Below are 21,642 nucleotides of genomic sequence, written 5' to 3'. Positions count from 1 at the left end.
GACGGCTTAGAAGTCGTAACGCAGACGCACCAGGTTCATGTCGCCCAGGTTGTCGGTGCTGGAAGTGAACACGTGTTCGTAATCCACGCGGAAACCGTAATCCAGCTGGAAGCTGATACCCACGCCGTTGTCGATGCGCTGGTAGTTACGGCCGTTCACGTACTCAATGCGATCACCCATGAAGTAAGGCTGGATGGATTTAACCGCATACTGACCGACTGGGAATTTATAACCGGCGAAGTACTCAATACCCCACGCGTCGCCCGCAAAGTAATCGTTAACAGACACTTTTTTGGTGGTCAGGAAGTTCTGATACCAGCCGCCGCCTGCGGAGAAGGTCCAGTTGTCCGGGGTCCAGCTCAGCGCGGTACCGAGAATGTTCTGGTCGTAGGTTTTGCTGTCGCCGTTGTCCGGGTTACGCATGTCGGCGCGGGTGTAGTTCCACGCGGCGCCCCAGGTCAGGTCGGTAGTCAGGTGGTAATCCAGGCCCAGCGAGCCGCCGCCTTTACGCTTGTAGCGCAGGCCGTTGCCCGGCAGGTATTCACTGTCTTCAAACAGGTAGGATGCATAAATGTCAGCATCGCCCACGGTTTTCTTATATTTCAGCATTTTACGTGAACGGTAAGAACCGTCGTAATCGCCTTTGATCCCGTTACCCGGCGCCTGACCAATCATGTCGTAGTCCCAGATATCGGTTTTCGCGCCCACCACATCATAGTAAACGCTGTTCTGTTGACCGAAGGTCAGCGTACCCCAGGTGTCGCTCTTGAGACCGGTGTAGAGCATACGACGCGTCGTGTCGTGATCGCTCTCGCTGTAGTGGTTATCCCAGTTGAACATTGCAGGGAAGTTCACCCCCAGCTCGTAGTAGCTTACCCAGCTGATATCATCAAACAGGTAGTAATCTGCAGCGAAACGGAAGCGGGTACCGCCGTCAAAACCGTTACGCTTGTAGCTGTTTTTACCGTCGTCGCCGGTCATGTTCTGGAACTGAGGACGAATGCTGCCGCCAACGGTGAAGTTCAGGCGGCTCAGCGGGTTACCCGCCTGAGGATCCTGCTTAAGAACCGTGATTTCCGCCTGAGAAGCGAAGGTAGTCAATGCCACTGCCGCGCCGATCGTTGCCGCCAGCGCTGATTTTTTTATAGTCATTATTTTTCCCTTAATAGACACGCTGCTAAATATTTAGCGGGTGAATATTAACTGGAAATAATCGGGCCGTGTGGTCGGTTTTTTAATGTTTTGTGCTACTAAATGAGTGGGTATTATCACTTTGTGCCATTTTAATACTACGCGCCGGAATTAAAAACCGACGCGTAATTATCACGGTGCTAAATCAACTGGCAAACTGACGGAACAGGGCTTTGCCCTTTAACAGCCGCGTGCCGAGCCAGCCTCCGCAGAGAGAAAGCAGCGCAGCGCCGCACAGAGGCAGGATCAACCAAAGACGCCAGTCAGGCTCCCACGGGAAGTCGAAGACCTTTGTCTGCAGCACCGCCAGCGCCGTCTCTGCGCCAATGGCGGCCACCAGACCGGCCACCAGCCCCAGCAGCGCAAACTCGCTCCAGAGCGTCATTCGCAGCAGCCGCTTTCCGGCCCCCAGCGTACGGTAAACCACCAGTTCCTGATGGCGCTGGCGCATGCCCACCTGCACCTGGGCCAGCAGCAACAGCACGCCGCAGATCGTCACCAGCACCACCATCACTTCCAGCGCACGGCTCACCTGCTCCAGCACCTGCCCCACCTGTTTGAGGATCGCGCCGATATCCAGCAGGCTGACCGTCGGAAACTCCCGGTTGAGCTGGGTCAGCATGCCGTTGCCGTTTTCCCAGCGGAAGCTGGTCAGCCAGCTCTGCGGCTGCCCGTCCAGCGCCCCCGGCGGGAAGATAAAGAAGAAGTTGGGCCGCAGGCTTTCCCAGTCCACTTTACGCAGGCTGGTGACCTTCGCGGTAAAATCCTGGGTATCGCCGGTAAAGGTGACGCTGTCCCCCAGCTTCACGTTCAGGCGCGTCGCCAGCCCCTCCTCCATCGACACCTCCCCCGCTTTTGGCGGCCAGGTGCCGGCGGTTATCGGGTTGTGGTCAGGGCGTTTCTCCTGCCAGGTCAGGTTCAGCTCGCGGTTAAGCGACTCGTCCTTGTTCCCCTCCGTTGGCTGCCCGTTGATCTGCGTCAGACGCGCACGCACGATGGGGTAGAACGACTCGGGAATAATGTGATGCTCCGCCAGGAAGCCCTTCAGCGGCGTAACCTGCTCAGGCGCGATATTGATCAGGAAATAGTTCGGGCTTTCCGGTGGAAGCTGCTGCTGCCAGCGATCGAGCAGATCGCCGCGCAGCACCAGCAGCAGCGCCAGCAGCATAAACGACAGCGAGAACGCCGACAGCTGGCTGAGCGTAGACCAGGGCTGGTGCAGCAGTCGGTTGACCGCCAGGCGCACGGGCAGCGATTTTACCGTCACCCTTTTCAGGAGGTTGAGTAGGATCCAGCCCAGCACGCCGCACAGCAGCGCCAGCACAACCGCTCCGGCCAGCACCGCCCACAGCAGCGTGCTGCCGCCCATCAGCCACGCCAGCAGCCCTACCGTCACCGCAATAATCACCGGAAGGTAGAATTTCAGTGGCCAGACGTTCGCCACGACATCGTTGCGGAGCACGCGCAGCGGCTGAGTGGCGAGCAGCAGGCGGTAGGGTCGGAGCCCCACCAGCACCGAGATCACCGTCATCGCGCCCATCGCCCACAGCCACGGCCAGAGGCTGGCCGGCGGCAGTGCGGCCGGGAGCACCGGTTTCAGCATCACCATCAGCAGTTTTTCAAACAGCAGCCCCATTATTCCGCCGGTCAGCGCGGACAGGACCAGCAGCATCAGCCACTGGCCGACAATCAGCTTGCGCAGCTGCGCCCGGCCCGCCCCGAGGGTTTTGAGGATCGCCACCAGGTCGTAGCGGCTGCGGCAGTAGTGCCCCATCGCCACGGCCACCGCCGCCACCGCCAGCAGCAGGGTCAACAGGGCCGAAAGCAGCAGGAACTGCTGAGAGCGCTCCAGAGATTTACCCAGCGCCCCCTCATCCTGCTCCAGCCCGTACCAGCGGTGCTCTGGTTTGAGCTGCGGCTGAAGCCATTTTTCATACGCGACAAGCTGGGCGGGCGTGCCGCCAAACTTATAGCGCCAGGTGACGCGGCTGCCCGGCTGTACGGCATGGGTGGCCGCGACATCAGCGGTGTTCATCAGCAGGCGAGGCGCAAGCTGGAACGGGTTAAAACCGCCGTCGGGCTCCTGCACCACTTCTCCGGCGATTTTCAGCGTGGCGTCGCCCACGTCGATACTGTCTCCAGGTTTCAGGTTCAGCAGCGCCATCAGACGCGATGCCAGCAGCACCGTACCGGGCGTTGGCTTTAATCCCGGCGGGCTGGTCTGTAAGTCACCGTACATCGGGTAGATATCATCGACGGCCTTGACGCTCGCCAGCTGCGGCGTGTCGCCCGCGAAGGTCATGGTCTGGAAGGTGATTTGTTCCCCCACCTTCAGCCCTTCTTTGCGCGCTGCTTCAATCCAGCCCGACGACACGGGGCGGGAGCTTTCCAGCGCCCTGTCTCCCGCCATAAACTCCCGGCTCTGCTGGCTGAGCCCTTTTTCCATGCGGTCACTGACGCTGCCGAGCGCCAGCACGCAGGCCACCGCCAGGCTGAGCGCCAGCCAGACAATCAGCAGCGAGGGCGAGCGCCACTCGCGCCAGAACCAGCGGGTAATCATGCTTCCTCCTGCAGCACACCGTTGACCAGCCGCAGGCGACGGTCGCAGCGCGCCGCGAGCTGCGGATCGTGGGTCACGAGGATAAGCGTAGTGCCATGCTCGCGGTTGAGCGAAAACAGCAGGTCGGCAATCCGGTCCCCGGTTTTACGGTCAAGGTTGCCGGTAGGCTCATCGGCAAACAGCACCTCAGGGCGGCCGTTAAACGCGCGGGCCAGCGCCACGCGCTGCTGTTCACCGCCGGAAAGCTGGGCGGGAAGATGGTCGAGACGTTTACCCAGACCGAGCTGCTCCAGCAGCGCCTTCGCGTGAGCGCGGCTTTCACGGCTATTTTCACCGCGCAGCAGCGCCGGGAGCTCAACGTTTTCCAGCGCGTTCAGGGTCGGGATCAGCATAAAGGACTGAAAGACAAAACCAACGTGACGCGCGCGCAGCGCGGCCCGCGCCTCTTCATCAAGCTGATGCAGCGGCTGCCCGACAAGGTGGACCTCGCCGCTACTGCCGTCGTCCAGACCGGCTAAAATCGCCAGCAGCGTGGACTTGCCGGAACCGGATTCGCCAATCAGCGCGATGGTTTCAGCGCGTTTGACAACGAGTTCAACTCCGGTAAGGATGGAAAGCTCGTGCTCCCCCTGACCGACGGACTTCTTAAGATGATGAACTTCAACACTGTTTTCCGCTGGCATTTGCCCTTCCTGTTTTTGATTCTGATGACCTTCCGCGCGGCGGCAGCGGACACGTTACTGGTTCTCGGCGACAGCCTGAGCGCAGGCTATCGCATGGCGGCCAGCGCGGCCTGGCCCGCCCTGCTCAATGACAAATGGCAGAGCAAAACGTCTGTAATCAACGCCAGCATCAGCGGCGATACCTCGCAGCAGGGTTTATCGCGCCTGCCTGCGCTGCTCAAACAGCATAAGCCGCGCTGGGTGCTGGTTGAGCTTGGCGGTAATGATGGATTGCGCGGTTTCCAGCCTCAGCAAACCGAGCAAACGCTGCGCACCATTTTGCAGGACATCAAGGCGGCAAACGCCCAGCCGCTGCTGATGCAAATTCGCCTGCCCGCCAACTACGGTCGTCGGTATAATGAGGCCTTTAGCGCGATCTACCCTAAGCTTGCCAAAGAGTTTGATATTCCGCTGCTGCCATTTTTCATGGAAGAGGTCTATCTCAAACCCCAGTGGATGCAAGACGACGGGATCCACCCCAATCGCGATGCGCAGCCGTTTATTGCCGACTGGATGGCAACGCGGCTGGCTCCTTTAGTTAAACATGACTCCTGATTAAGCGGAGATCCTGACAGGTAAAGTTATGCAAAAATCGGTCTTAATTACAGGATGTTCCAGTGGAATCGGCCTGGAAAGCGCGCTCGAACTGAAGCGCCAGGGGTTTCGGGTTCTGGCGGCCTGTCGTAAACCTGACGACGTCGAACGCATGAACGGTCTGGGCTTTACCGGCGTGCTGCTGGATATGGACTCGCCGGAAAGCGTTGAGCGCGCCGCCGATGAGGTGATCGCGCTGACCGGTAATCGTCTGTACGGGCTCTTTAATAATGCCGGCTACGGCGTGTATGGCCCGCTGGATACCCTCTCCCGCGAAACGCTGGAGAAGCAGTTTTCGACCAACTTCTTCGGCGTGCATCAGCTCACCATGCGTCTGCTCCCCGCGATGCTGCCGCACGGTGAAGGGCGCATCGTGATGACGTCGTCGGTGATGGGACTGATTTCCACCCCGGGCCGCGGCGCCTACGCCGCCAGCAAATATGCGCTGGAGGCCTGGTCCGACGCTCTGCGCATGGAGTTACGCCACAGCGGCATTAAGGTCAGCCTGATTGAGCCCGGCCCGATCCGCACCCGCTTTACCGAAAACGTGAACCAGACGCAGGCGGATAAACCGGTCGAAAACCCCGGCATCGCCGCGCGTTTTACCCTCGGGCCAGAGGCGGTGGTAGCCAAAGTGCGCCATGCTTTTGAGAGTGAACATCCCAAAATGCGCTATCCGGTAACGCTGGTCACCCACGCCGTAGGCTGGTTAAAGCGCCTGCTGCCGGGCCGGATAATGGACAAAATTTTGCACGGTTGAGTTGAAGCGACGACGCTCATCCCCATGTAAAGAACAAACCGACAAAAGAGAAAGCCGCATGTCCGTACAGAATATCGTCAATATCACAGAAGCTAACCTGCAACAGACTCTTGAACAGTCGATGACCAAACCGGTCCTGTTCTACTTCTGGTCTGAACGCAGCCAACACTGCCTGCAGCTGACGCCGGTGCTGGAAAGCCTTGCCGCGCAGTACAACGGTCAGTTCATTCTCGCCAAGCTGGACTGTGACGCCGAGCCGATGGTGGCGTCTCAGTTTGGTCTGCGCGCCATCCCAACCGTCTATCTGTTCCAGAACGGCCAGCCCGTTGACGGTTTCCAGGGGCCGCAGCCGGAAGAGGCTATCCGCGCCCTGCTGGATAAAGTGCTGCCGCGTGAAGAAGAGCTGAAAGCGCAGGAAGGCATGGCGCTGATGCAGGAAGGTAAATACGACGAGGCGCTGCCGCTGCTCAAAGAGGCGTGGCAGCTGTCGAATCAGAACAGCCAGATTGGCCTGCTGCTGGCGGAAACGCAGATCGCCCTGCACCGTTCAGAAGACGCGGAAGCCGTACTCAAGACGGTTCCGCTGCAGGATCAGGACACCCGCTATCAGGGTCTGGTCGCGCAGATTGAGCTGCTGAAACAGGCCGCGGACACCCCGGAAATTCAGCAGCTGCAGCAGCAGGTTGCCGACAACCCGGCCGATGCCGCGCTGGCAAGCCAGCTGGCGCTGCAGCTGCACCAGGTGGGGCGTAACGAAGAGGCGCTGGAGCTGCTGTTCAGCCACCTGCAAAAAGACCTGGCAGCAGCAGACGGTCAGGCGCGCAAGATGTTCCAGGAAATTCTGGCCGCGCTGGGCACCGGAGACGCGCTGGCGTCGAAGTATCGTCGTCAGCTGTACGCGTTGCTCTACTAACAAAAAAATGCCCGGTGGCGCTAACGCTTACCGGGCCTGGAAAACAGGCTTAACCCGTTTTCTTTAATTGCGTTACCACCAGCTGGTGGCACGTGTTGTAGAACTTCCGATAGGTCAGGTAGCAGGCAATGATGGTTGACAGGCTTGCCGTGGAGAGCAGCATAAACGTCACCATGATCTGATACTTAATCGCTTTGACCGGATCGATACCGGCAAAAATCAGCCCCGACATCATGCCCGGCAGGCTCACCAGCCCCACCGTTTTGGCTGAATCTACCGTTGGGATCAGCGATGAGCGAATGCTCTCACGGATCAGCCGCGCCGAGGCCACTTTAGGCGTCGCTCCCAGGCTTAATTTCTCCTGCAGCTGCTGCTGTTCACTGCTGAAGCGCTGGCCGAGATTGTTATAACAGAGCCCAACGGCCACCATGGCGTTCCCCGCAATCATCCCGGAGATAGGGATAACCTGCATCGGCGTAAAGGCAATCGAGCCGGAGAGCACCAGCACCGCCAGCGTGAGCGCCGTCCCGGTGGTAATGGCGATAAACGACGAGATAAAGGCCTTATCTATGTATTTACTGCGCTTTTTCGCATTCCACGCCGCGTTGAAACAGATAAAGAGCACCATCAGCAGCGTCAGCACCGCGTGGTTAACGTTGAAGATATACTTCAGCACATAGCCGACGATGATGAGCTGAACCACCGCGCGGCAGATACTCCACACGATATCTTTTTCCAGCCCCAGCTTTTCCCGGTAGCTGACCACAATCGCAATCAGCACCAGCACCATCGAAAAGGCCAGAGATTCGTTGGTAATGTTATGTTCACCCACGGTTTGCCTCCTGCATTTTTCCGCCGTGCGGCTGGAGCATAATCACGTCATCCGCATGGGTTATTTCGTTAGCGTCGTGCGTCACCCACAGCACGGCAATGTTCTGCTCCCGGGCGTAACGATGAATAATCTCGTTAACGTTGCGCTTGTTGACGTCATCGAGCGCGCTGGTGATTTCGTCCAGCAACAACACCTTCGGCAAAAACTGCAGGTTGCGGATCAGCGAGACCCGCTGCTTTTCGCCGCCCGACAGCGCGTTGATGGATTTGGTCAGCGTCTCCTGCGCCAGGCCAAAGCGGGCCAGATCGTGGGTAAACGTTTCCGGCTCCGGCGTTTTATTGCGAATTTGCCACGGGAAAATCAGGTTGTCGTAAACCGTATCGCCAAAAAGCGCGGGCGTTTGCACGCAGTACGAGACCTGCTGGCGATAGCTTTCCGGGGAAAGCGACGCGATATCCTCGCCTTCAAACAGAATGGCTCCCTCCGTCGGGTTGAGGAGTGAAGCCACAATCTTCAGCAGCGTGCTTTTCCCACAGCCTGAGGGACCCGTGATTAATTTAAACTCGCCCGGCGACAGGCTAAACCCGACGTGCTGCAGGATCGTGTTTTCCCCGACTCGAAACCCGACGTCCCTGAGATGCAAAAGGTTTTTTTTATCGTTCATTGCGCTTCCGTTAACCGCTTCGTGTAATAACCGCCTGTAGCATAATCCTTTCGCCCGCACAGCGCGAATAGCCTCACGCTAAAGCAAGTGTTAAACTTTTTGTTTGTCATTTGTCTCCACCATCACTACAGGAAGTAAGCAGCATGGCACATATCTTTTATGAGTTTCCTTCCCTGAAGCCTGGTGTTCCTGATGTCGAAACATTAATGGAAGTCATCAAATCGTCGGAACTCACGCGTTTTGTCATCGGTGCAGAGGTGGTGGATTTTGTTAAGAAGGCGCTTATCGTGAACACCACGATCGGCAGTTTCAAAAATTGCTATTTCGCCTTCGACAACGGGACACACTTCCTGGAATTTGACGGCAAGGGAAAATCCAAACGTTTCAATGAGGTACCCGACTGGTTCGTCTCTCCGGCTGAATTTTCTCGTATCCAGTGGCTTATCAACCACGATCTTGCGGATGTAAAGGCCACCCAATTCATTGACGTGCTGATGTCCTACCCGCTGAAAGAGCGCCGTGCGCACTGTAATTTGTTATTCGGGCTGGAGCTGGAAAAGGTGAATGCGGTTCCGGCCGCAGCGTCAGCCGCAGGGAAAATCGGCAATAAAAACGGTAAAACGACCAAACCGCGCGTCACCGATCTGGGATCGTTTGAATTGTTCAGCCAGTTCTTTGCGCGCATGAAAACCGCCGTGCTGGCCGATGAGTTTCCCACCCTGCAGGTTCTGACGGGCATGGATAACCTGACTAAAGCGCCGCATAATTTAAAGCAGGGTATCAGAACGTGGTTCAAGGCCATCGCGGGCGATCTTCCTCCCAATAACAAGCGCGTTGAAGCGGGAAATGCCGTTCTGTTCTGCGCCCCCATTCGCGAACAGATCCAGCGTATCGAAGCGCTGGGGCTGGAGAAGTACTACCAGGGATTATCCAAAGCCATTGCCGAAGCGGGTGATGGATTCATCTCTGACTTTACCTATACTTACGAGCAATAAACACACACTTTCACTCATCACAGCATGCAAAACAGGAGGTTTTTATGCTTATCGTTGTTCCTGTCCTTATTTTCGTTGCGCTGGTTATTGTGGGCGCAGGCGTCAAAATTGTCCCTCAGGGCTATCAGTGGACCGTCGAGCGTTTCGGTCGCTACACCAATACCCTCCAGCCAGGCTTAAGCCTGATTGTTCCGTTCATGGACAGAATTGGTCGCAAGATCAACATGATGGAGCAGGTTCTGGATATTCCGTCCCAGGAAGTAATCTCCAAGGATAACGCCAACGTCACCATCGACGCCGTCTGCTTTATTCAGGTGATTGACGCGCCGAAAGCGGCCTATGAGGTCAGCAACCTGGAGCTGGCGATCGTCAACCTGACGATGACCAACATCCGTACCGTGCTCGGCTCGATGGAGCTGGACGAGATGCTTTCCCAGCGCGACAGCATCAACACCCGTCTGCTGCACATTGTCGATGAGGCCACCAACCCGTGGGGGATCAAAGTTACCCGTATTGAGATCCGCGACGTGCGCCCGCCAGCGGAGCTGATTGCCTCCATGAACGCCCAGATGAAGGCCGAGCGAACCAAGCGCGCCTATATTCTGGAAGCCGAAGGGGTACGTCAGGCGGAGATCCTCAAAGCGGAAGGTGAAAAACAGTCGCAGATCCTGAAAGCGGAAGGCGACCGTCAGTCCGCGTTTTTGCAGGCGGAAGCGCGTGAACGTTCAGCCGAAGCGGAAGCCCGCGCCACCCAGATGGTGTCCGAGGCAATCGCCGCCGGTGATATCCAGGCCGTGAACTACTTTGTCGCGCAAAAATATACCGACGCGCTGAAAGAGATTGGCTCGGCGAACAACAGCAAAGTGGTGATGATGCCGCTGGACGCCAGCAGCCTGATGGGCTCTATCGCGGGCATAGCCGAACTGATCAAGGACAGCGGAAACGAGCGTAAAAAATGATTGAGCTCATCGTTGCACATCCTCACGCCTTCTGGCTAAGCCTCGGTGGCTTATTGCTGGCGGCGGAGATGCTGGGCGGCAACGGCTACCTGCTCTGGAGCGGTGTTGCCGCCGTCATTACGGGTCTTCTGGTCTGGATCCTTCCCCTGGACTGGGCGTGGCAGGGCGCGCTGTTCGCCGCGCTGACGCTGGTGGCCGCCTGGCTGTGGTGGCGCTGGCTTAACCGGCGGGTCAAAGAGCAGAAACCGGTCGACGCCCACCTTAACCAGCGCGGACAGCAGATTGTCGGCAAGCGTTTTACGCTCGACACCGCGCTGGTGAACGGACGCGGACACATGCGGGTGGGCGACAGCTCGTGGCCGGTGGTGGCCGACGATGACCTCAGCGCCGGCACGCGGGTGGAGGTCATTGCCGTGGAAGGCATTACCCTGCGGGTGAAAGCCTGCTAAGCGAGGGTTTTACGGTGGCAGCAGCCGGCAAGATTATCGATAATCGGGCAGTCGGCGCTGTCATCCCCCGGACAGGAGTCCGCGAGCTGCAGCAGCTGTTCGCGCATCGCCTGCAGCTCGACGATGTGGCGTTCAATTTCAGCCACTTTTTCCAGGGTGCGTTTTTTCACGTCGGCGCTGTGACGCTTCGGATCGTTGAACAGGTTAACCAGCTCGCCGCACTCTTCCAGATTAAAACCGACCTGTCTTGCCTGGCGAAGCAGCGTCAGCTCATCCAGATGCAGCTGCGTGTAGCTGCGGTAGCCGTTTTCACTGCGCAGCGGCGGCGTGACCAGCCCCTTCTCTTCATAAAAGCGGATCGCTTTGCTGGTTAAGCCGGTTTTTTTTGCCACGTCACTGATATTCACAATTCCCCCTTGACCTTCCCCTTGATGGAAGGTTTAACCTTCATAACAGTTAGCGAAAAGCGTTACTCCGGTCAACTACTGACCAGTTCATTATACGGGAGTTTTGTTATGTCTCACACTATCGACCTGACGCTGGACGGCCTCTCCTGCGGCCACTGCGTCAAACGCGTTAAAGAAAGCCTGGAACAGCGCCCTGATGTGGAAAACGCTGACGTGACTATCGATCATGCGGCCGTGACCGGCAGCGCCAGCGCGGATGCGCTGATCGATACCATCAAGCAGGCCGGTTACGGGGCGGAGTTAAGCCACCCAAAGGCTAAACCGCTGGCAGAGTCATCATCCCCGTCGGAAGCACTGACAGCGGCCACTCCTGAGCTTCCGGCAGCGGATGATATTGATGACAGCCAACAGCTGCTGATCAACGGCATGAGCTGCGCCAGCTGCGTCTCCCGGGTACAAAACGCCCTGCAGGCGGTACCGGGCGTCGCCCAGGCACGGGTCAATCTTGCGGAGCGTACTGCGCTGGTTATGGGCAGTGCCTCCGCCGCAGAATTAGTGCAGGCCGTTGAGAAAGCGGGCTACGGCGCGGAGGCCATCGAAGACGATGCCGAGCGTCGCGAGCGCCAGCAGGAAACGGCTATCGCCACCATGAAGCGCTTCCGCTGGCAGGCCATCGTCGCCATGCTGGTGGGTATTCCGGTGATGGTGTGGGGCATGATGGGTGACAACATGATGGTCACCGCTGACAACCGCACCCTGTGGCTGGCGATCGGTCTGATTACCCTGGCGGTGATGGTATTCGCGGGCGGTCATTTCTATACCAGCGCCTGGAAGAGCCTGAAAAACCGCACCGCGACGATGGATACGCTGGTTGCGCTCGGTACCGGCGCGGCGTGGCTCTATTCGATGAGCGTGAACGTCTGGCCACAGTGGTTCCCGATGGAAGCGCGGCATCTCTATTATGAAGCGAGCGCAATGATTATCGGCCTGATCAACTTAGGCCATATGCTGGAAGCCCGCGCCCGCCAGCGCTCCTCGAAAGCGCTGGAAAGGTTGCTTGATTTAACCCCGCCGACGGCCCGCGTGGTCACGGACGAGGGGGAAAAGAGCGTTCCGCTGGCCGAGGTTCAGCCCGGCATGACGCTGCGTCTGACCACGGGCGATCGGGTTCCCGTTGACGGCAAGATAACCCAGGGCGAAGCCTGGCTGGATGAAGCGATGCTGACCGGGGAGCCTATTCCCCAGCAGAAATCAGATGGCGACGCCGTGCATGCCGGTACGGTGGTGCAGGACGGCAGCGTGCTGTTTACCGCCAGTGCCGTCGGCAGCCACACCACGCTGTCGCGTATTATTCGCATGGTGCGCCAGGCCCAGAGCAGCAAGCCGGAGATTGGCCAGCTTGCTGATAAAATCTCGGCCATTTTTGTGCCGGTGGTGGTCGGCATTGCCCTGCTGAGCGCGGCTATCTGGTATTTTTTCGGCCCGGCACCGCAGATTGTGTATACCCTGGTAATCGCCACCACGGTGCTGATCATCGCCTGTCCGTGCGCCCTAGGCCTCGCGACGCCGATGTCGATTATCTCCGGCGTAGGCCGCGCGGCCGAATTTGGCGTACTGGTGCGGGACGCGGACGCGCTGCAGCGGGCCAGCACCCTGGACACGCTGGTGTTTGATAAAACCGGCACGCTGACCGAAGGTAAACCACAGGTGGTCGCCGTTACGACCGCTGGCATTACCGAAGAAGAGGCGCTTCGGCTTGCCGCCGCGCTGGAGCAAGGCTCAAGCCATCCGCTGGCGCGCGCCATTCTCGATAAAGCGAATGCGTCTGCCCTGCCGCAGGTGAATCAGTTCCGCACCCTGCGCGGGCTCGGCGTGAGCGGTGAAGCAGAAGGCCACGCGCTGCTGCTGGGCAACCAGGCGTTGCTCAATGAAAACGGTGTTGATACCGCCGCGCTGGAAAACGAGCTGAAGGCGCAGGCGTCACAGGGCGCCACCCCGGTTCTGCTGGCGGTGGATGGCAAAGCCGCCGCGCTGCTGGCCGTACGCGATCCGCTTCGCCAGGACAGCGTGGATGCCTTACAGCGCCTGCACCGTGCGGGCTACCGTCTGGTGATGCTGACCGGGGATAACCCCACCACCGCCAACGCCATCGCGAAAGAGGCCGGAATTGATGAGGTCATTGCAGGCGTACTGCCGGACGGCAAAGCGGACGCCATCAAGAAACTGCAACGTCAGGGCCGTCAGGTGGCGATGGTCGGCGACGGCATTAACGATGCCCCGGCGCTGGCCCAGGCGGACGTAGGGATCGCTATGGGCGGCGGGAGCGATGTCGCCATCGAAACCGCTGCCATCACGCTGATGCGCCACAGCCTGATGGGCGTTGCCGACGCGCTGGCCATTTCAAAAGCCACGCTGCGCAACATGAAGCAGAATCTGCTGGGGGCGTTTATCTACAACTCGCTCGGCATCCCGATTGCTGCCGGCATTTTGTGGCCGCTGACCGGTACGCTGCTTAATCCAGTGGTCGCGGGTGCGGCGATGGCGCTCTCCTCCATTACCGTGGTAAGTAACGCCAACCGCCTGCTGCGCTTTAAACCGAAGGATTGAACCTTGTACCCGTACGCGCTAGCATGAACCTTTCCGTTCATGGAGCGCGTATGGGTCTGTTTCATCGTATAAAAACATCGTTTCGCGCCCTCTTTCCTCGCCGTTATGCCTGGCCCGGTCTGGATATCTCGCTTCCCGGCGGGCAGCACCTGCATCTGGTCGGCAGCATCCATATGGGCACGCAGGATATGTCTCCCCTGCCTCCGGGCCTGATAAAACTGCTTAAACACGCCGACGCGCTGGTCGTTGAGGCGGACATTTCGGGTCAGGAGTCGCCGTTTGCCGGGCTCGAAAGCGATCTCAGCCTGGCGGAACGTCTGGATAATGCCAAGCTTGCGGAACTGACGCGCGTCGCCGATGAGACGGGCGTATCGCTCTCCATGATTGATACCCTGCCGCTGTGGCAAATCGCGATGGTACTGCAGGCCACGCAGGCGCAGCGTCTGGGCCTGCGCGGTGACTACGGCATTGATTACCAGCTGCTGAACGCGGCAAGGGCGCGCAGCCTGCCCATCATCGAGCTGGAAGGAACGAACAGCCAGATTGCGCTCCTGCGACAGCTTCCCGACGACGGTCTGATGCTGCTGGATGATACGCTGACCCACTGGCACACCAACGCGCGCCTGCTGCAAACGATGATTGGCTGGTGGCTGGATGCGCCGCCCGCGGACGGCAGGCTAGCGTTACCGTCAACGTTCAGCGAATCGCTGTATGATGTGCTGATGAATGCGCGTAACAAAGCCTGGCGAGAGACACTGCATGCTTTACCTGCGGGGCATTACGTGGTGGCGGTTGGGGCGTTACATTTGTACGGGGAAGGGAATTTACCGTCGTTGCTGAAGTAAAAAAATGGCCAATATTTCTATTGGCCCGTCAAAGAGGAATTTCATCGTTTTTATTATGCCGAAGGAGACCTTCGGTTGAGCCGATTGTCGCTCAAAGTGACCATCACTGCCAATACTATTGCGCAAGATGGTGCTATTTTTTAGACAAACGTCAGGCGTATGCTGGCTGCATGAATTGTCTGTCGTAAGAAGGATAGCTATGACTCCCGCCGTTAAATTACTCGAAAAAAACAACATTTCTTTCCGGATCCACACCTACGATCACGATCCGAATGAAACCAACTTTGGTGATGAAGTGGTGCGCAAGCTGGGGCTGAACGCTGACCAGGTTTATAAAACGCTGCTGGTGGCGGTGAACGGCGATATGAAGCACCTCGCCGTCGCGGTGACGCCCGTGGCAGGACAGCTGGATCTGAAGAAGGTCGCCAAAGCGCTGGGGGCGAAGAAGGTGGATATGGCGGATCCGATGGTGGCGCAACGCACCACGGGCTACCTGGTGGGCGGGATCAGTCCGCTCGGACAGAAAAAACGCCTGCCGACGCTGATCGATGCCCCTTCACAGGAGTTTGACACCATCTTTATCTCCGGCGGCAAACGCGGGCTGGACATTGAGCTGGCGGCGGGCGATCTGGCGAAAATGCTGGACGCGAAGTTTGCGGATATTGCGCGACGGGATTGAGCAAATTGCCCGGTGGCGCTGCGCTTACCGGGCCTACGATTCGAATGCAGGCCGGGTAAGGCGAAGTCGCCACCCGGCAACACAACCGCACTACTGCCAGCTCACCTCACCTTTCGGCTCATACGCATTCACGTCAATCGGCGAATTCTGCTCGATATACTGCTTCAGCACTTCCGCATCGATAAAGCCGGTATTCACGTATCCCGGCTTATTATCAATATGCGGATAGCCGTCGCCGCCGGTGGCGTTAAAGCTTAACGTCGCCAGACGGTAGGTTTTCGCCGGGTCAACCGGTTCGCCTTTGATCTTCAGGTCGTTAAGCTTGCCGTCTTTCGCCACAAAGCTCACGTTGGCAAACTGCGGATAGGCCCCGGAATCCGGCTTCATCTGCGCCACGGCGGTGAGGTAGTCAATGACCTCTTTTCCGCTCATGTCAGCATAAACCACCACGTTGCCGAACGGCTGCACCTTCAGAACGTCTTTATAGGTGATGTTTCCACCTTCGATGGAATCTCGAATACCGCCGCCGCTCATCACCCCAAAATCAGCCCCGGTGCGCGCCATTTGCGCCGCCAGCACCAGGTGCCCCATGTTGGTCTGCACGAAGCGAACTTTACTGCGGTCCCCCTCCAGACGCCCGTTCAGCGTGCCGATTTTCACGTCCAGCTGCGCCTTGCCTTTGTTCTGGAACGGCGTCAGCAGGGAGAGCATCTGCTGGTTTTCAGCGATTTCTGGCGTGTAAAGTACGCGCTCGCTTTTCCCGTCCGGGTAGGTCACTTTCTTCTTCAGGTTGACCGGGATGAGCTGATAATGAACCAGCTTCATCTCGCCGTTACGGAACTCAAAGTCCGCCCGGCCCACGTATTTGCCCCACTCGTGCGCCTGTACGATCCAGATACCGTTCTGACGGTCCGGCGCGCACGGCGTCCCCGGGACATAGTCCACCTGCTTTTTGTTCTCGGATGCCATGCATACCGGATCCTGTGAGTGACCACCCACAATCATCGCCAGCGAGCCCGCCGGCAGGCTGCGCGCCATCTCCACGTCGCCCGGCGCATTGGAGCCGTGCTCACCGTTGTCGTAGTGCCCCATGTGCGTGGTGGCGATAATCACGTCCGGCTTTTCGTTTTGCTGCAGCTCCTGAATCACCAGCTTCGCTTCGTCTGCCGGTTTGCGGAATTCGATATCGGTGAAGAACTCAGGGTTGCCAATTTTCGCCGTATCGTCGGTGGTTAAGCCGATGACCGCGATCTTCAGATCCTGACGCTTAAACAGCGCCCACGGCTTGAACAGGCGTTCGCCGGTGCTTTTCTGGTAAATGTTGGCAGAGAGGAACGGGAATTTGGCCCATTTCTCCTGCTGACGCAGGACGCTCAGCGGATTATCAAACTCATGGTTACCGACGGCCATCGCGTCGTAGCCAATCAGGTTCATGCCGCGGAAATCGGGCTCGGCGTCCTGCAAATCGGATTCCGGCACGCCGGTATTGATATCGCCGCCTGAGAGCAACAGCACGCTGCCCCCCTGGGCCGCCACCTCTTTACGTATTCCATCCACCAGCGTTTTTTGTGCCGACAGGCCATATTCGCCGTATTCACTGCGCCAGAAATGGCCGTGGTGGTCGTTGGTATGCAGAATGGTGATTTTATAGGTTTTGTCTTTTTCATACGCCTGCGCGGGCAGGCTTACCAGACCCCACGCCGCGATGAGCGCCAGCGCGACGCCCCGCTTCATTAACTTCATCTTCTCTCTCCCTGACCAATAGACAAAGGCAGAAATTACAGTGACTAATAAGAATAGACAAATAAGTTTTCGGAATTGCGACTTTCTTCAAATGTCCCGGGCGGGTATGTTAGTCGGATAATAATTACACCCTGCACCTCTAATAACTAAAGACGTGGTACTTCTCTCTATGGCAATCAGTGAATCAACTCAGCCCGTTCCGGGCGCGCCGGCGTCGCGCACCTCCTTTAAAGTCTTAGGCGCAATCAGTCTCTCGCACCTGCTCAACGACATGATCCAGTCGTTGATTCTGGCAATTTACCCGCTGCTGCAGTCCGAATTTTCGTTAACCTTCGTGCAGATCGGGATGATCACCCTGACCTTCCAGCTGGCTTCCTCGCTGCTGCAGCCGGTGGTGGGCTACTGGACGGATAAATACCCGATGCCGTGGTCGCTGCCGGTTGGCATGTGCTTTACCTTAAGCGGGCTGGTGCTGCTGGCCATGGCCGGGAGTTTTGAAGCCGTGCTGATTGCCGCCGCGCTGGTAGGCACCGGCTCGTCCGTGTTCCATCCGGAGTCTTCCCGCGTGGCGCGCATGGCGTCCGGCGGTCGTCATGGCCTGGCGCAGTCACTTTTCCAGGTGGGCGGTAATTTTGGTAGCTCTCTCGGCCCGCTGCTGGCCGCGGTGATTATTGCCCCGTACGGTAAAGGCAACGTGGCGTGGTTTGTTCTGGCCGCGCTGCTGGCGATTATCGTGCTGGCACAGATTAGCCGCTGGTATGCCGCTCAGCATCGCGTGAATAAAGGAAAACCTAAAGCGAAGGTTATCAATCCCCTGCCGCGCAATAAGGTTATCCTGGCGGTTTCCGTCCTGCTGGTGCTGATTTTCTCGAAATACTTCTATATGGCGAGCATCAGCAGCTATTACACCTTTTATCTGATGCAAAAATTCGGATTATCGGTACAAAACGCGCAGATCCACCTGTTTGCCTTCCTGTTCGCCGTCGCGGCCGGTACGGTCATTGGCGGGCCCGTGGGTGATAAGATCGGGCGGAAATATGTCATTTGGGGCTCTATCCTCGGCGTGGCGCCCTTTACCCTCATTTTGCCGTACGCCAGCCTTGAATGGACGGGCATTTTAACCGTGATTATTGGTTTTATCCTCGCCTCCGCGTTTTCCGCCATTCTGGTTTATGCCCAGGAGCTGCTGCCTGGCCGTATCGGTATGGTTTCCGGACTCTTTTTCGGTTTTGCCTTCGGCATGGGCGGGCTGGGTGCAGCGGTGTTAGGGATGGTTGCGGATCACACCAGCATCTTCCTGGTTTATAAAATCTGCGCTTTCCTGCCACTTCTTGGGATGTTGACCATATTCCTGCCTGATAACCGCCACAAAGCGTAAATTACGGGCAGCCAAAGTTTGACTTTGGCTGCCTGACACCCTGATGCCATAAGGGTTTCTTCTTTCTCCACTCGCTGAATTTATCAAAATGCGCTTTTTTACGTGCATATTGCTGTTTTATTCAAACTTCAACAATTATTCATAAACATAAGGGTAAAAATTGTCATAAACTATTACTCGGTTTTTTGGTTTTTCACCAAAAAGGAACACCCACAACGAAAGGAGACGGAATGCACCACGCCACACCGCTTATCACCACCATTGTTGGTGGACTTGTGCTCGCTTTTATCCTCGGCATGATTGCCAATAAACTGCGTATTTCTCCTCTTGTCGGTTATCTGCTGGCAGGTGTGCTGGCGGGACCGTTTACCCCAGGTTTTGTTGCGGATACCAAACTGGCCCCTGAGCTGGCGGAATTGGGCGTGATTCTGCTGATGTTTGGTGTCGGTCTGCATTTTTCCCTGAAGGATTTGATGGCGGTAAAGTCGATTGCCATACCGGGAGCGATCGCCCAGATAGGGGTGGCGACGCTGCTTGGGATGGCGCTTTCGGCCGTGCTGGGCTGGTCGTTGATGACCGGCATCGTATTTGGGCTGTGTCTCTCAACCGCCAGTACCGTGGTGCTGCTGCGCGCGCTTGAGGAGAGACAACTGATTGACAGCCAGCGCGGGCAGATCGCGATTGGCTGGCTGATTGTTGAAGATCTGGTCATGGTCCTGACGCTGGTGCTGCTGCCCGCCGTCGCCGGAATGATGGAAAAAGACAACGTCGGCTTCGCCTCGCTGGCGCTGGATATGAGCATCACCATCGGTAAAGTGGTGGCGTTTATCGCCATCATGATGCTGGTGGGCCGCCGTCTGGTACCGTGGATCATGTCCCGCAGCGCGGCGACCGGCTCCCGCGAGCTGTTCACCCTCTCCGTGCTGGCGCTGGCGCTGGGTATCGCCTTTGGTGCCGTTGAGCTGTTTGATGTCTCCTTTGCCCTGGGTGCGTTCTTCGCCGGGATGGTGTTAAACGAGTCAGAGCTGAGCCACCGTGCGGCGCACGACACGCTGCCGCTGCGCGATGCGTTTGCCGTGCTGTTCTTCGTCTCCGTCGGGATGCTGTTCGATCCGCTGGTGCTGATCCAGCAGCCGCTGGCCGTGCTGGGCACGCTGGCGATCATTATTTTTGGTAAGTCGCTTGCCGCCTTCTTCCTGGTGCGGATGTTTGGCCACTCCCCGCGGACGGCTCTGACCATTGCCGCCAGCCTGGCGCAGATCGGTGAGTTCGCCTTTATTCTGGCCGGTCTGGGCATGGCCCTGAACCTGCTGCCGCAGGCGGGACAAAACCTGGTGCTGGCGGGGGCGATCCTGTCGATTATGCTGAACCCGGTGCTGTTTGCCCTGTTGGAAAAATACCTCGATAAAACCGAAACGCTGGAAGAGCAGACGCTTGAAGAAGCCATTGAAGAAGAGAAGCAGATCCCGGTTGATATTTGCAATCATGCCCTGCTGGTCGGCTTTGGCCGCGTGGGCAGCCTGCTCGGCGAGAAGCTGATGGCGCAGGGCATTCCGCTGGTGGTGATTGAAACCTCACGCACCCGCGTCGACGAGCTTCGCGAGCGCGGTATTCGTGCGGTACTGGGCAACGCGGCGAACGAAGAGATCATGAATCTGGCGCATCTGGACTGCGCCCGCTGGCTGCTGCTGACCATACCCAACGGCTATGAAGCGGGTGAGATTGTGGCCTCCGCGCGCGCGAAGTGCCCAACGATTGAGATTATCGCCCGGGCGCACTATGACGACGAGGTGGAGTACATTACCGAGCGCGGTGCAGATAAGGTGGTGATGGGCGAGCGCGAGATTGCTAACACCATGCTGACGCTGCTGGAGAAACCACCGGTTGAAGAGGCGGTGACGGGGTAAGTTTGGTGCGATCTGGTCCCCTCACCCTTGCCCTCTCCCACAGGGAGAGGGAATAAACACTAAAAACGGCAACCTGGGTTGCCGTTTTGATTTTACCTGTCCCAATAAGCCTCTTCGAGGCTGTCTTCCCGTTCAGGCAGGCCACGCGTTAAGCGCGGTGAGTGCTGGTTCAGCACCTGATAGCTTACGCGGTTGGCGTACTTGCATACCTGCGCCAGCGACGAATAGGTCAGCCAGCTGAACTTATGCTTGCTGGAATTCGGCACGTTGGTTTTGTGGTAGGCATTGGCGGTAATGTCGTGCAGCAGCGCGGCCAGCGCACCGTCGCCCGCGCCGTTGGTGTTCATGATCTTCTCCGGTCCGCCCATGTAAGGGGCGATGTGCGAGTAGATGCGCAGCGGGTTAATGCAATCTTTATAACGCATGCCGCGGCTGAACTCGTACTGGTTAAACTCGGCAATCGCGCCGGGCAGCAGCGGGTGCTGGGTTTTGCGTTTGCTCTCTTCTTCCGTGAAGCCTGCCATATACAGCCCAACCGGGCCCGCGGTGCAGAGCACCAGATCCACCCAGTCCAGCGCTTTGTCAGACGCCAGCAGCGGATCGCTTTCGCCGGTCAGCGCTTCGGCCTCTTCTTCGTTCATCGCCAGAATCGAGACGTGCTCTTTCAGGAACGCCTGCCACCATTCAGGATTATCGGCGATAACGAATTTAGTACCCAGCGTCAGAACGACCGGCACGTCGTACTTCTTCGCGTACTCAATCGCCTTCATGGTCGCTTCCGGCATCGGCTCGCCCGGCTTACAGCGCACCAGATAGGAAGTCAGCACCAGCGCCGAGGCACCCGCAATCACCTCTTCCGGAATACTCTCGGCGCGCAGCTTGTTCATATGACCCGGGCTGATGGCGAAGGTGCGCTCGCCGGATTCACCGATCAGGGTAAAGCAGCGGCCAATCGGGCCGTCGACGCCCTGCAGGTAGTTCAAATCGGTGCGGCTGGAGGTGTTGCAGAGATAGCGGTAGGCATAGCCGCCGATTTCAATGTTGCTGCACATCACGCCGAGCAGCACCGAGCGGTCGTCGGCCAGCACGGAGTAGTTGTGCATGGTATTGCCGATGGTACCGCCGGCGAACTGGTGGGTAATCAGGTTTTCGCGCACCAGCTCCTGATACAACGCTTCGGCAACGTCGTCTTCAATGACCAGCGAGTGGCCGGCACTCAGACCGTAACGGGCGACAAACGCATCATCCACTTTCGCTTCAATGTCCACCAGCGTCTGGTCGATACCGACGACCCAGGCCGCGCTGGTTTCATTTTCTGGCTGGATTTGCTGCAGGAGCGGATCGCGGGCATCGACGGGGAAGTAGTGTTTGGATTTGCGTTTACCGGGAAATTTCATGGTCTGAACTGTACGAAGAATATGGGCCGGGAATGGTAGC

The 21,642-nt window shown here is 58.0% G+C and carries 19 protein-coding genes; 11 read left to right on the top strand and 8 right to left on the bottom strand.

What is annotated here, in order from left to right; translation table 11 throughout:
- Positions 1–6: 6 nt before the first annotated feature.
- From ELK40_RS05920 to ybbA, 3 genes are all read right to left on the bottom strand, one after another.
- Positions 7–1,152: a porin gene (locus tag ELK40_RS05920; RefSeq protein WP_115874391.1), complete on the bottom strand. Its 1,146-nt coding sequence runs from the start codon at positions 1,150–1,152 to the stop codon at positions 7–9.
- A 184-nt stretch (positions 1,153–1,336) separates the two neighbouring features.
- The gene (ybbP, locus tag ELK40_RS05915) at positions 1,337–3,751 is read right to left on the bottom strand and encodes a putative ABC transporter permease subunit YbbP (protein ID WP_127729831.1); all 2,415 of its coding nucleotides are present in this window, start codon (positions 3,749–3,751) and stop codon (positions 1,337–1,339) included.
- Positions 3,748–4,434, bottom strand: coding sequence for a putative ABC transporter ATP-binding protein YbbA (gene ybbA / locus ELK40_RS05910; RefSeq protein ID WP_008499319.1), 687 nt, complete (start codon positions 4,432–4,434; stop codon positions 3,748–3,750). The genes ybbP and ybbA overlap by 4 nt, the downstream gene beginning before the upstream one ends.
- Between ybbA and tesA the strand changes: the two genes are divergently transcribed.
- The 3 genes from tesA to ELK40_RS05895 are packed head-to-tail and all read left to right on the top strand — an operon-like array spanning position 4,405 to position 6,740.
- The gene (tesA, locus tag ELK40_RS05905) at positions 4,405–5,028 is read left to right on the top strand and encodes a multifunctional acyl-CoA thioesterase I/protease I/lysophospholipase L1 (protein WP_115874389.1); all 624 of its coding nucleotides are present in this window, start codon (positions 4,405–4,407) and stop codon (positions 5,026–5,028) included. The two genes, ybbA and tesA, sit on opposite strands and share 30 nt — an antisense overlap.
- A 28-nt stretch (positions 5,029–5,056) precedes the next feature.
- A complete protein-coding gene (locus ELK40_RS05900) occupies positions 5,057–5,827 on the top strand; it encodes an SDR family oxidoreductase (RefSeq protein WP_023617270.1) in 771 nt (256 codons plus the stop codon).
- A gap of 58 nt (positions 5,828–5,885) precedes the next feature.
- Complete coding sequence (locus tag ELK40_RS05895; protein ID WP_023310624.1) at positions 5,886–6,740, top strand: co-chaperone YbbN; 855 nt, start codon at positions 5,886–5,888, stop codon at positions 6,738–6,740.
- Between the two features lie 49 nt (positions 6,741–6,789).
- Here the strand turns inward: ELK40_RS05895 and fetB are convergent, their stop codons facing one another.
- Together fetB and fetA are read right to left on the bottom strand one after the other, a co-directional pair.
- On the bottom strand, positions 6,790–7,572 hold the full coding sequence (gene fetB / locus ELK40_RS05890; RefSeq protein ID WP_127729826.1) for an iron export ABC transporter permease subunit FetB: 783 nt from the start codon (positions 7,570–7,572) through the stop codon (positions 6,790–6,792).
- Positions 7,565–8,236 carry an iron ABC transporter ATP-binding protein FetA gene (fetA, locus tag ELK40_RS05885; protein ID WP_127729823.1) on the bottom strand — a complete coding sequence of 224 codons (672 nt, stop codon included), beginning with the start codon at positions 8,234–8,236 and terminating at the stop codon, positions 7,565–7,567. Before fetA ends, fetB begins: the two co-directional genes overlap by 8 nt.
- Before the next feature lie 143 nt (positions 8,237–8,379).
- On the opposite strand from fetA, the gene ELK40_RS05880 reads away from it, so the two are divergent.
- Genes ELK40_RS05880 through ELK40_RS05870 form a run of 3 tightly spaced genes read left to right on the top strand, consistent with a single transcriptional unit; the run spans position 8,380 to position 10,639 of the window.
- Entirely contained in the window at positions 8,380–9,231 is an 852-nt protein-coding gene (locus ELK40_RS05880) for a hypothetical protein (RefSeq protein ID WP_127729821.1), read from the top strand.
- A 44-nt stretch (positions 9,232–9,275) separates the two neighbouring features.
- Complete coding sequence (locus ELK40_RS05875; protein ID WP_008499312.1) at positions 9,276–10,190, top strand: SPFH domain-containing protein; 915 nt, start codon at positions 9,276–9,278, stop codon at positions 10,188–10,190.
- Positions 10,187–10,639, top strand: a complete 453-nt coding sequence (locus ELK40_RS05870; protein ID WP_032656590.1) for an NfeD family protein — start codon at positions 10,187–10,189, stop codon at positions 10,637–10,639. The genes ELK40_RS05875 and ELK40_RS05870 overlap by 4 nt, the downstream gene beginning before the upstream one ends.
- Here ELK40_RS05870 and cueR read toward each other — a convergent pair.
- A complete protein-coding gene (cueR, locus tag ELK40_RS05865) occupies positions 10,636–11,046 on the bottom strand; it encodes a Cu(I)-responsive transcriptional regulator (protein ID WP_127729818.1) in 411 nt (136 codons plus the stop codon). The two genes, ELK40_RS05870 and cueR, sit on opposite strands and share 4 nt — an antisense overlap.
- Before the next feature lie 108 nt (positions 11,047–11,154).
- Here cueR and copA point away from each other — a divergent pair, with 108 nt between their 5' ends.
- The 3 genes from copA (at position 11,155) to ybaK (ending at position 15,177) form a co-directional block, all read left to right on the top strand.
- On the top strand, positions 11,155–13,653 hold the full coding sequence (copA, locus tag ELK40_RS05860; RefSeq protein ID WP_127729815.1) for a copper-exporting P-type ATPase CopA: 2,499 nt from the start codon (positions 11,155–11,157) through the stop codon (positions 13,651–13,653).
- 50 nt (positions 13,654–13,703) lie between these two features.
- Positions 13,704–14,498, top strand: a complete 795-nt coding sequence (locus ELK40_RS05855) for a TraB/GumN family protein (protein WP_115874382.1) — start codon at positions 13,704–13,706, stop codon at positions 14,496–14,498.
- A gap of 199 nt (positions 14,499–14,697) precedes the next feature.
- Positions 14,698–15,177, top strand: a complete 480-nt coding sequence (gene ybaK, locus ELK40_RS05850) for a Cys-tRNA(Pro)/Cys-tRNA(Cys) deacylase YbaK (protein WP_023343509.1) — start codon at positions 14,698–14,700, stop codon at positions 15,175–15,177.
- Between the two features lie 90 nt (positions 15,178–15,267).
- On the opposite strand, the gene ushA is transcribed toward ybaK, so the two are convergent.
- Positions 15,268–16,920, bottom strand: coding sequence for a bifunctional UDP-sugar hydrolase/5'-nucleotidase UshA (gene ushA / locus ELK40_RS05845; protein WP_115874381.1), 1,653 nt, complete (start codon positions 16,918–16,920; stop codon positions 15,268–15,270).
- A 169-nt stretch (positions 16,921–17,089) separates the two neighbouring features.
- Between ushA and ELK40_RS05840 the strand changes: the two genes are divergently transcribed.
- The gene (locus ELK40_RS05840; protein ID WP_115874380.1) at positions 17,090–18,298 is read left to right on the top strand and encodes an MFS transporter; all 1,209 of its coding nucleotides are present in this window, start codon (positions 17,090–17,092) and stop codon (positions 18,296–18,298) included.
- Positions 18,299–18,528: 230 nt separating this feature from the next.
- Positions 18,529–20,205: a YbaL family putative K(+) efflux transporter gene (ybaL, locus tag ELK40_RS05835; RefSeq protein ID WP_045909744.1), complete on the top strand. Its 1,677-nt coding sequence runs from the start codon at positions 18,529–18,531 to the stop codon at positions 20,203–20,205.
- Between the two features lie 92 nt (positions 20,206–20,297).
- Here ybaL and ELK40_RS05830 read toward each other — a convergent pair whose 3' ends face one another.
- Positions 20,298–21,602 carry an inosine/guanosine kinase gene (locus ELK40_RS05830; protein ID WP_045909745.1) on the bottom strand — a complete coding sequence of 435 codons (1,305 nt, stop codon included), beginning with the start codon at positions 21,600–21,602 and terminating at the stop codon, positions 20,298–20,300.
- Positions 21,603–21,642 lie beyond the last annotated feature (40 nt).

The organism is Enterobacter sp. N18-03635 (assembly GCF_004006055.1).
Lineage (GTDB): Bacteria > Pseudomonadota > Gammaproteobacteria > Enterobacterales > Enterobacteriaceae > Enterobacter > Enterobacter vonholyi.
Note: the sequence above shows the minus strand (reverse complement) of the source record. Positions and strands in the feature narration are given on the sequence as shown.

Coding starts and splice junctions, on each gene's coding strand:
- ybaL (WP_045909744.1), top strand. CDS start 18,529: ATGCACCACGCCACACCGCTTATCACCACCATTGTTGGTGGACTTGTG.
- ybaK (WP_023343509.1), top strand. CDS start 14,698: ATGACTCCCGCCGTTAAATTACTCGAAAAAAACAACATTTCTTTCCGG.
- ELK40_RS05880 (WP_127729821.1), top strand. CDS start 8,380: ATGGCACATATCTTTTATGAGTTTCCTTCCCTGAAGCCTGGTGTTCCT.
- fetA (WP_127729823.1), bottom strand. CDS start 8,236: ATGAACGATAAAAAAAACCTTTTGCATCTCAGGGACGTCGGGTTTCGA.
- ELK40_RS05855 (WP_115874382.1), top strand. CDS start 13,704: ATGGGTCTGTTTCATCGTATAAAAACATCGTTTCGCGCCCTCTTTCCT.
- ELK40_RS05830 (WP_045909745.1), bottom strand. CDS start 21,602: ATGAAATTTCCCGGTAAACGCAAATCCAAACACTACTTCCCCGTCGAT.
- ELK40_RS05840 (WP_115874380.1), top strand. CDS start 17,090: ATGGCAATCAGTGAATCAACTCAGCCCGTTCCGGGCGCGCCGGCGTCG.
- ushA (WP_115874381.1), bottom strand. CDS start 16,920: ATGAAGTTAATGAAGCGGGGCGTCGCGCTGGCGCTCATCGCGGCGTGG.
- ybbA (WP_008499319.1), bottom strand. CDS start 4,434: ATGCCAGCGGAAAACAGTGTTGAAGTTCATCATCTTAAGAAGTCCGTC.
- ELK40_RS05900 (WP_023617270.1), top strand. CDS start 5,057: ATGCAAAAATCGGTCTTAATTACAGGATGTTCCAGTGGAATCGGCCTG.
- ELK40_RS05875 (WP_008499312.1), top strand. CDS start 9,276: ATGCTTATCGTTGTTCCTGTCCTTATTTTCGTTGCGCTGGTTATTGTG.
- ELK40_RS05870 (WP_032656590.1), top strand. CDS start 10,187: ATGATTGAGCTCATCGTTGCACATCCTCACGCCTTCTGGCTAAGCCTC.
- copA (WP_127729815.1), top strand. CDS start 11,155: ATGTCTCACACTATCGACCTGACGCTGGACGGCCTCTCCTGCGGCCAC.
- ELK40_RS05895 (WP_023310624.1), top strand. CDS start 5,886: ATGTCCGTACAGAATATCGTCAATATCACAGAAGCTAACCTGCAACAG.
- tesA (WP_115874389.1), top strand. CDS start 4,405: ATGAACTTCAACACTGTTTTCCGCTGGCATTTGCCCTTCCTGTTTTTG.
- ELK40_RS05920 (WP_115874391.1), bottom strand. CDS start 1,152: ATGACTATAAAAAAATCAGCGCTGGCGGCAACGATCGGCGCGGCAGTG.
- ybbP (WP_127729831.1), bottom strand. CDS start 3,751: ATGATTACCCGCTGGTTCTGGCGCGAGTGGCGCTCGCCCTCGCTGCTG.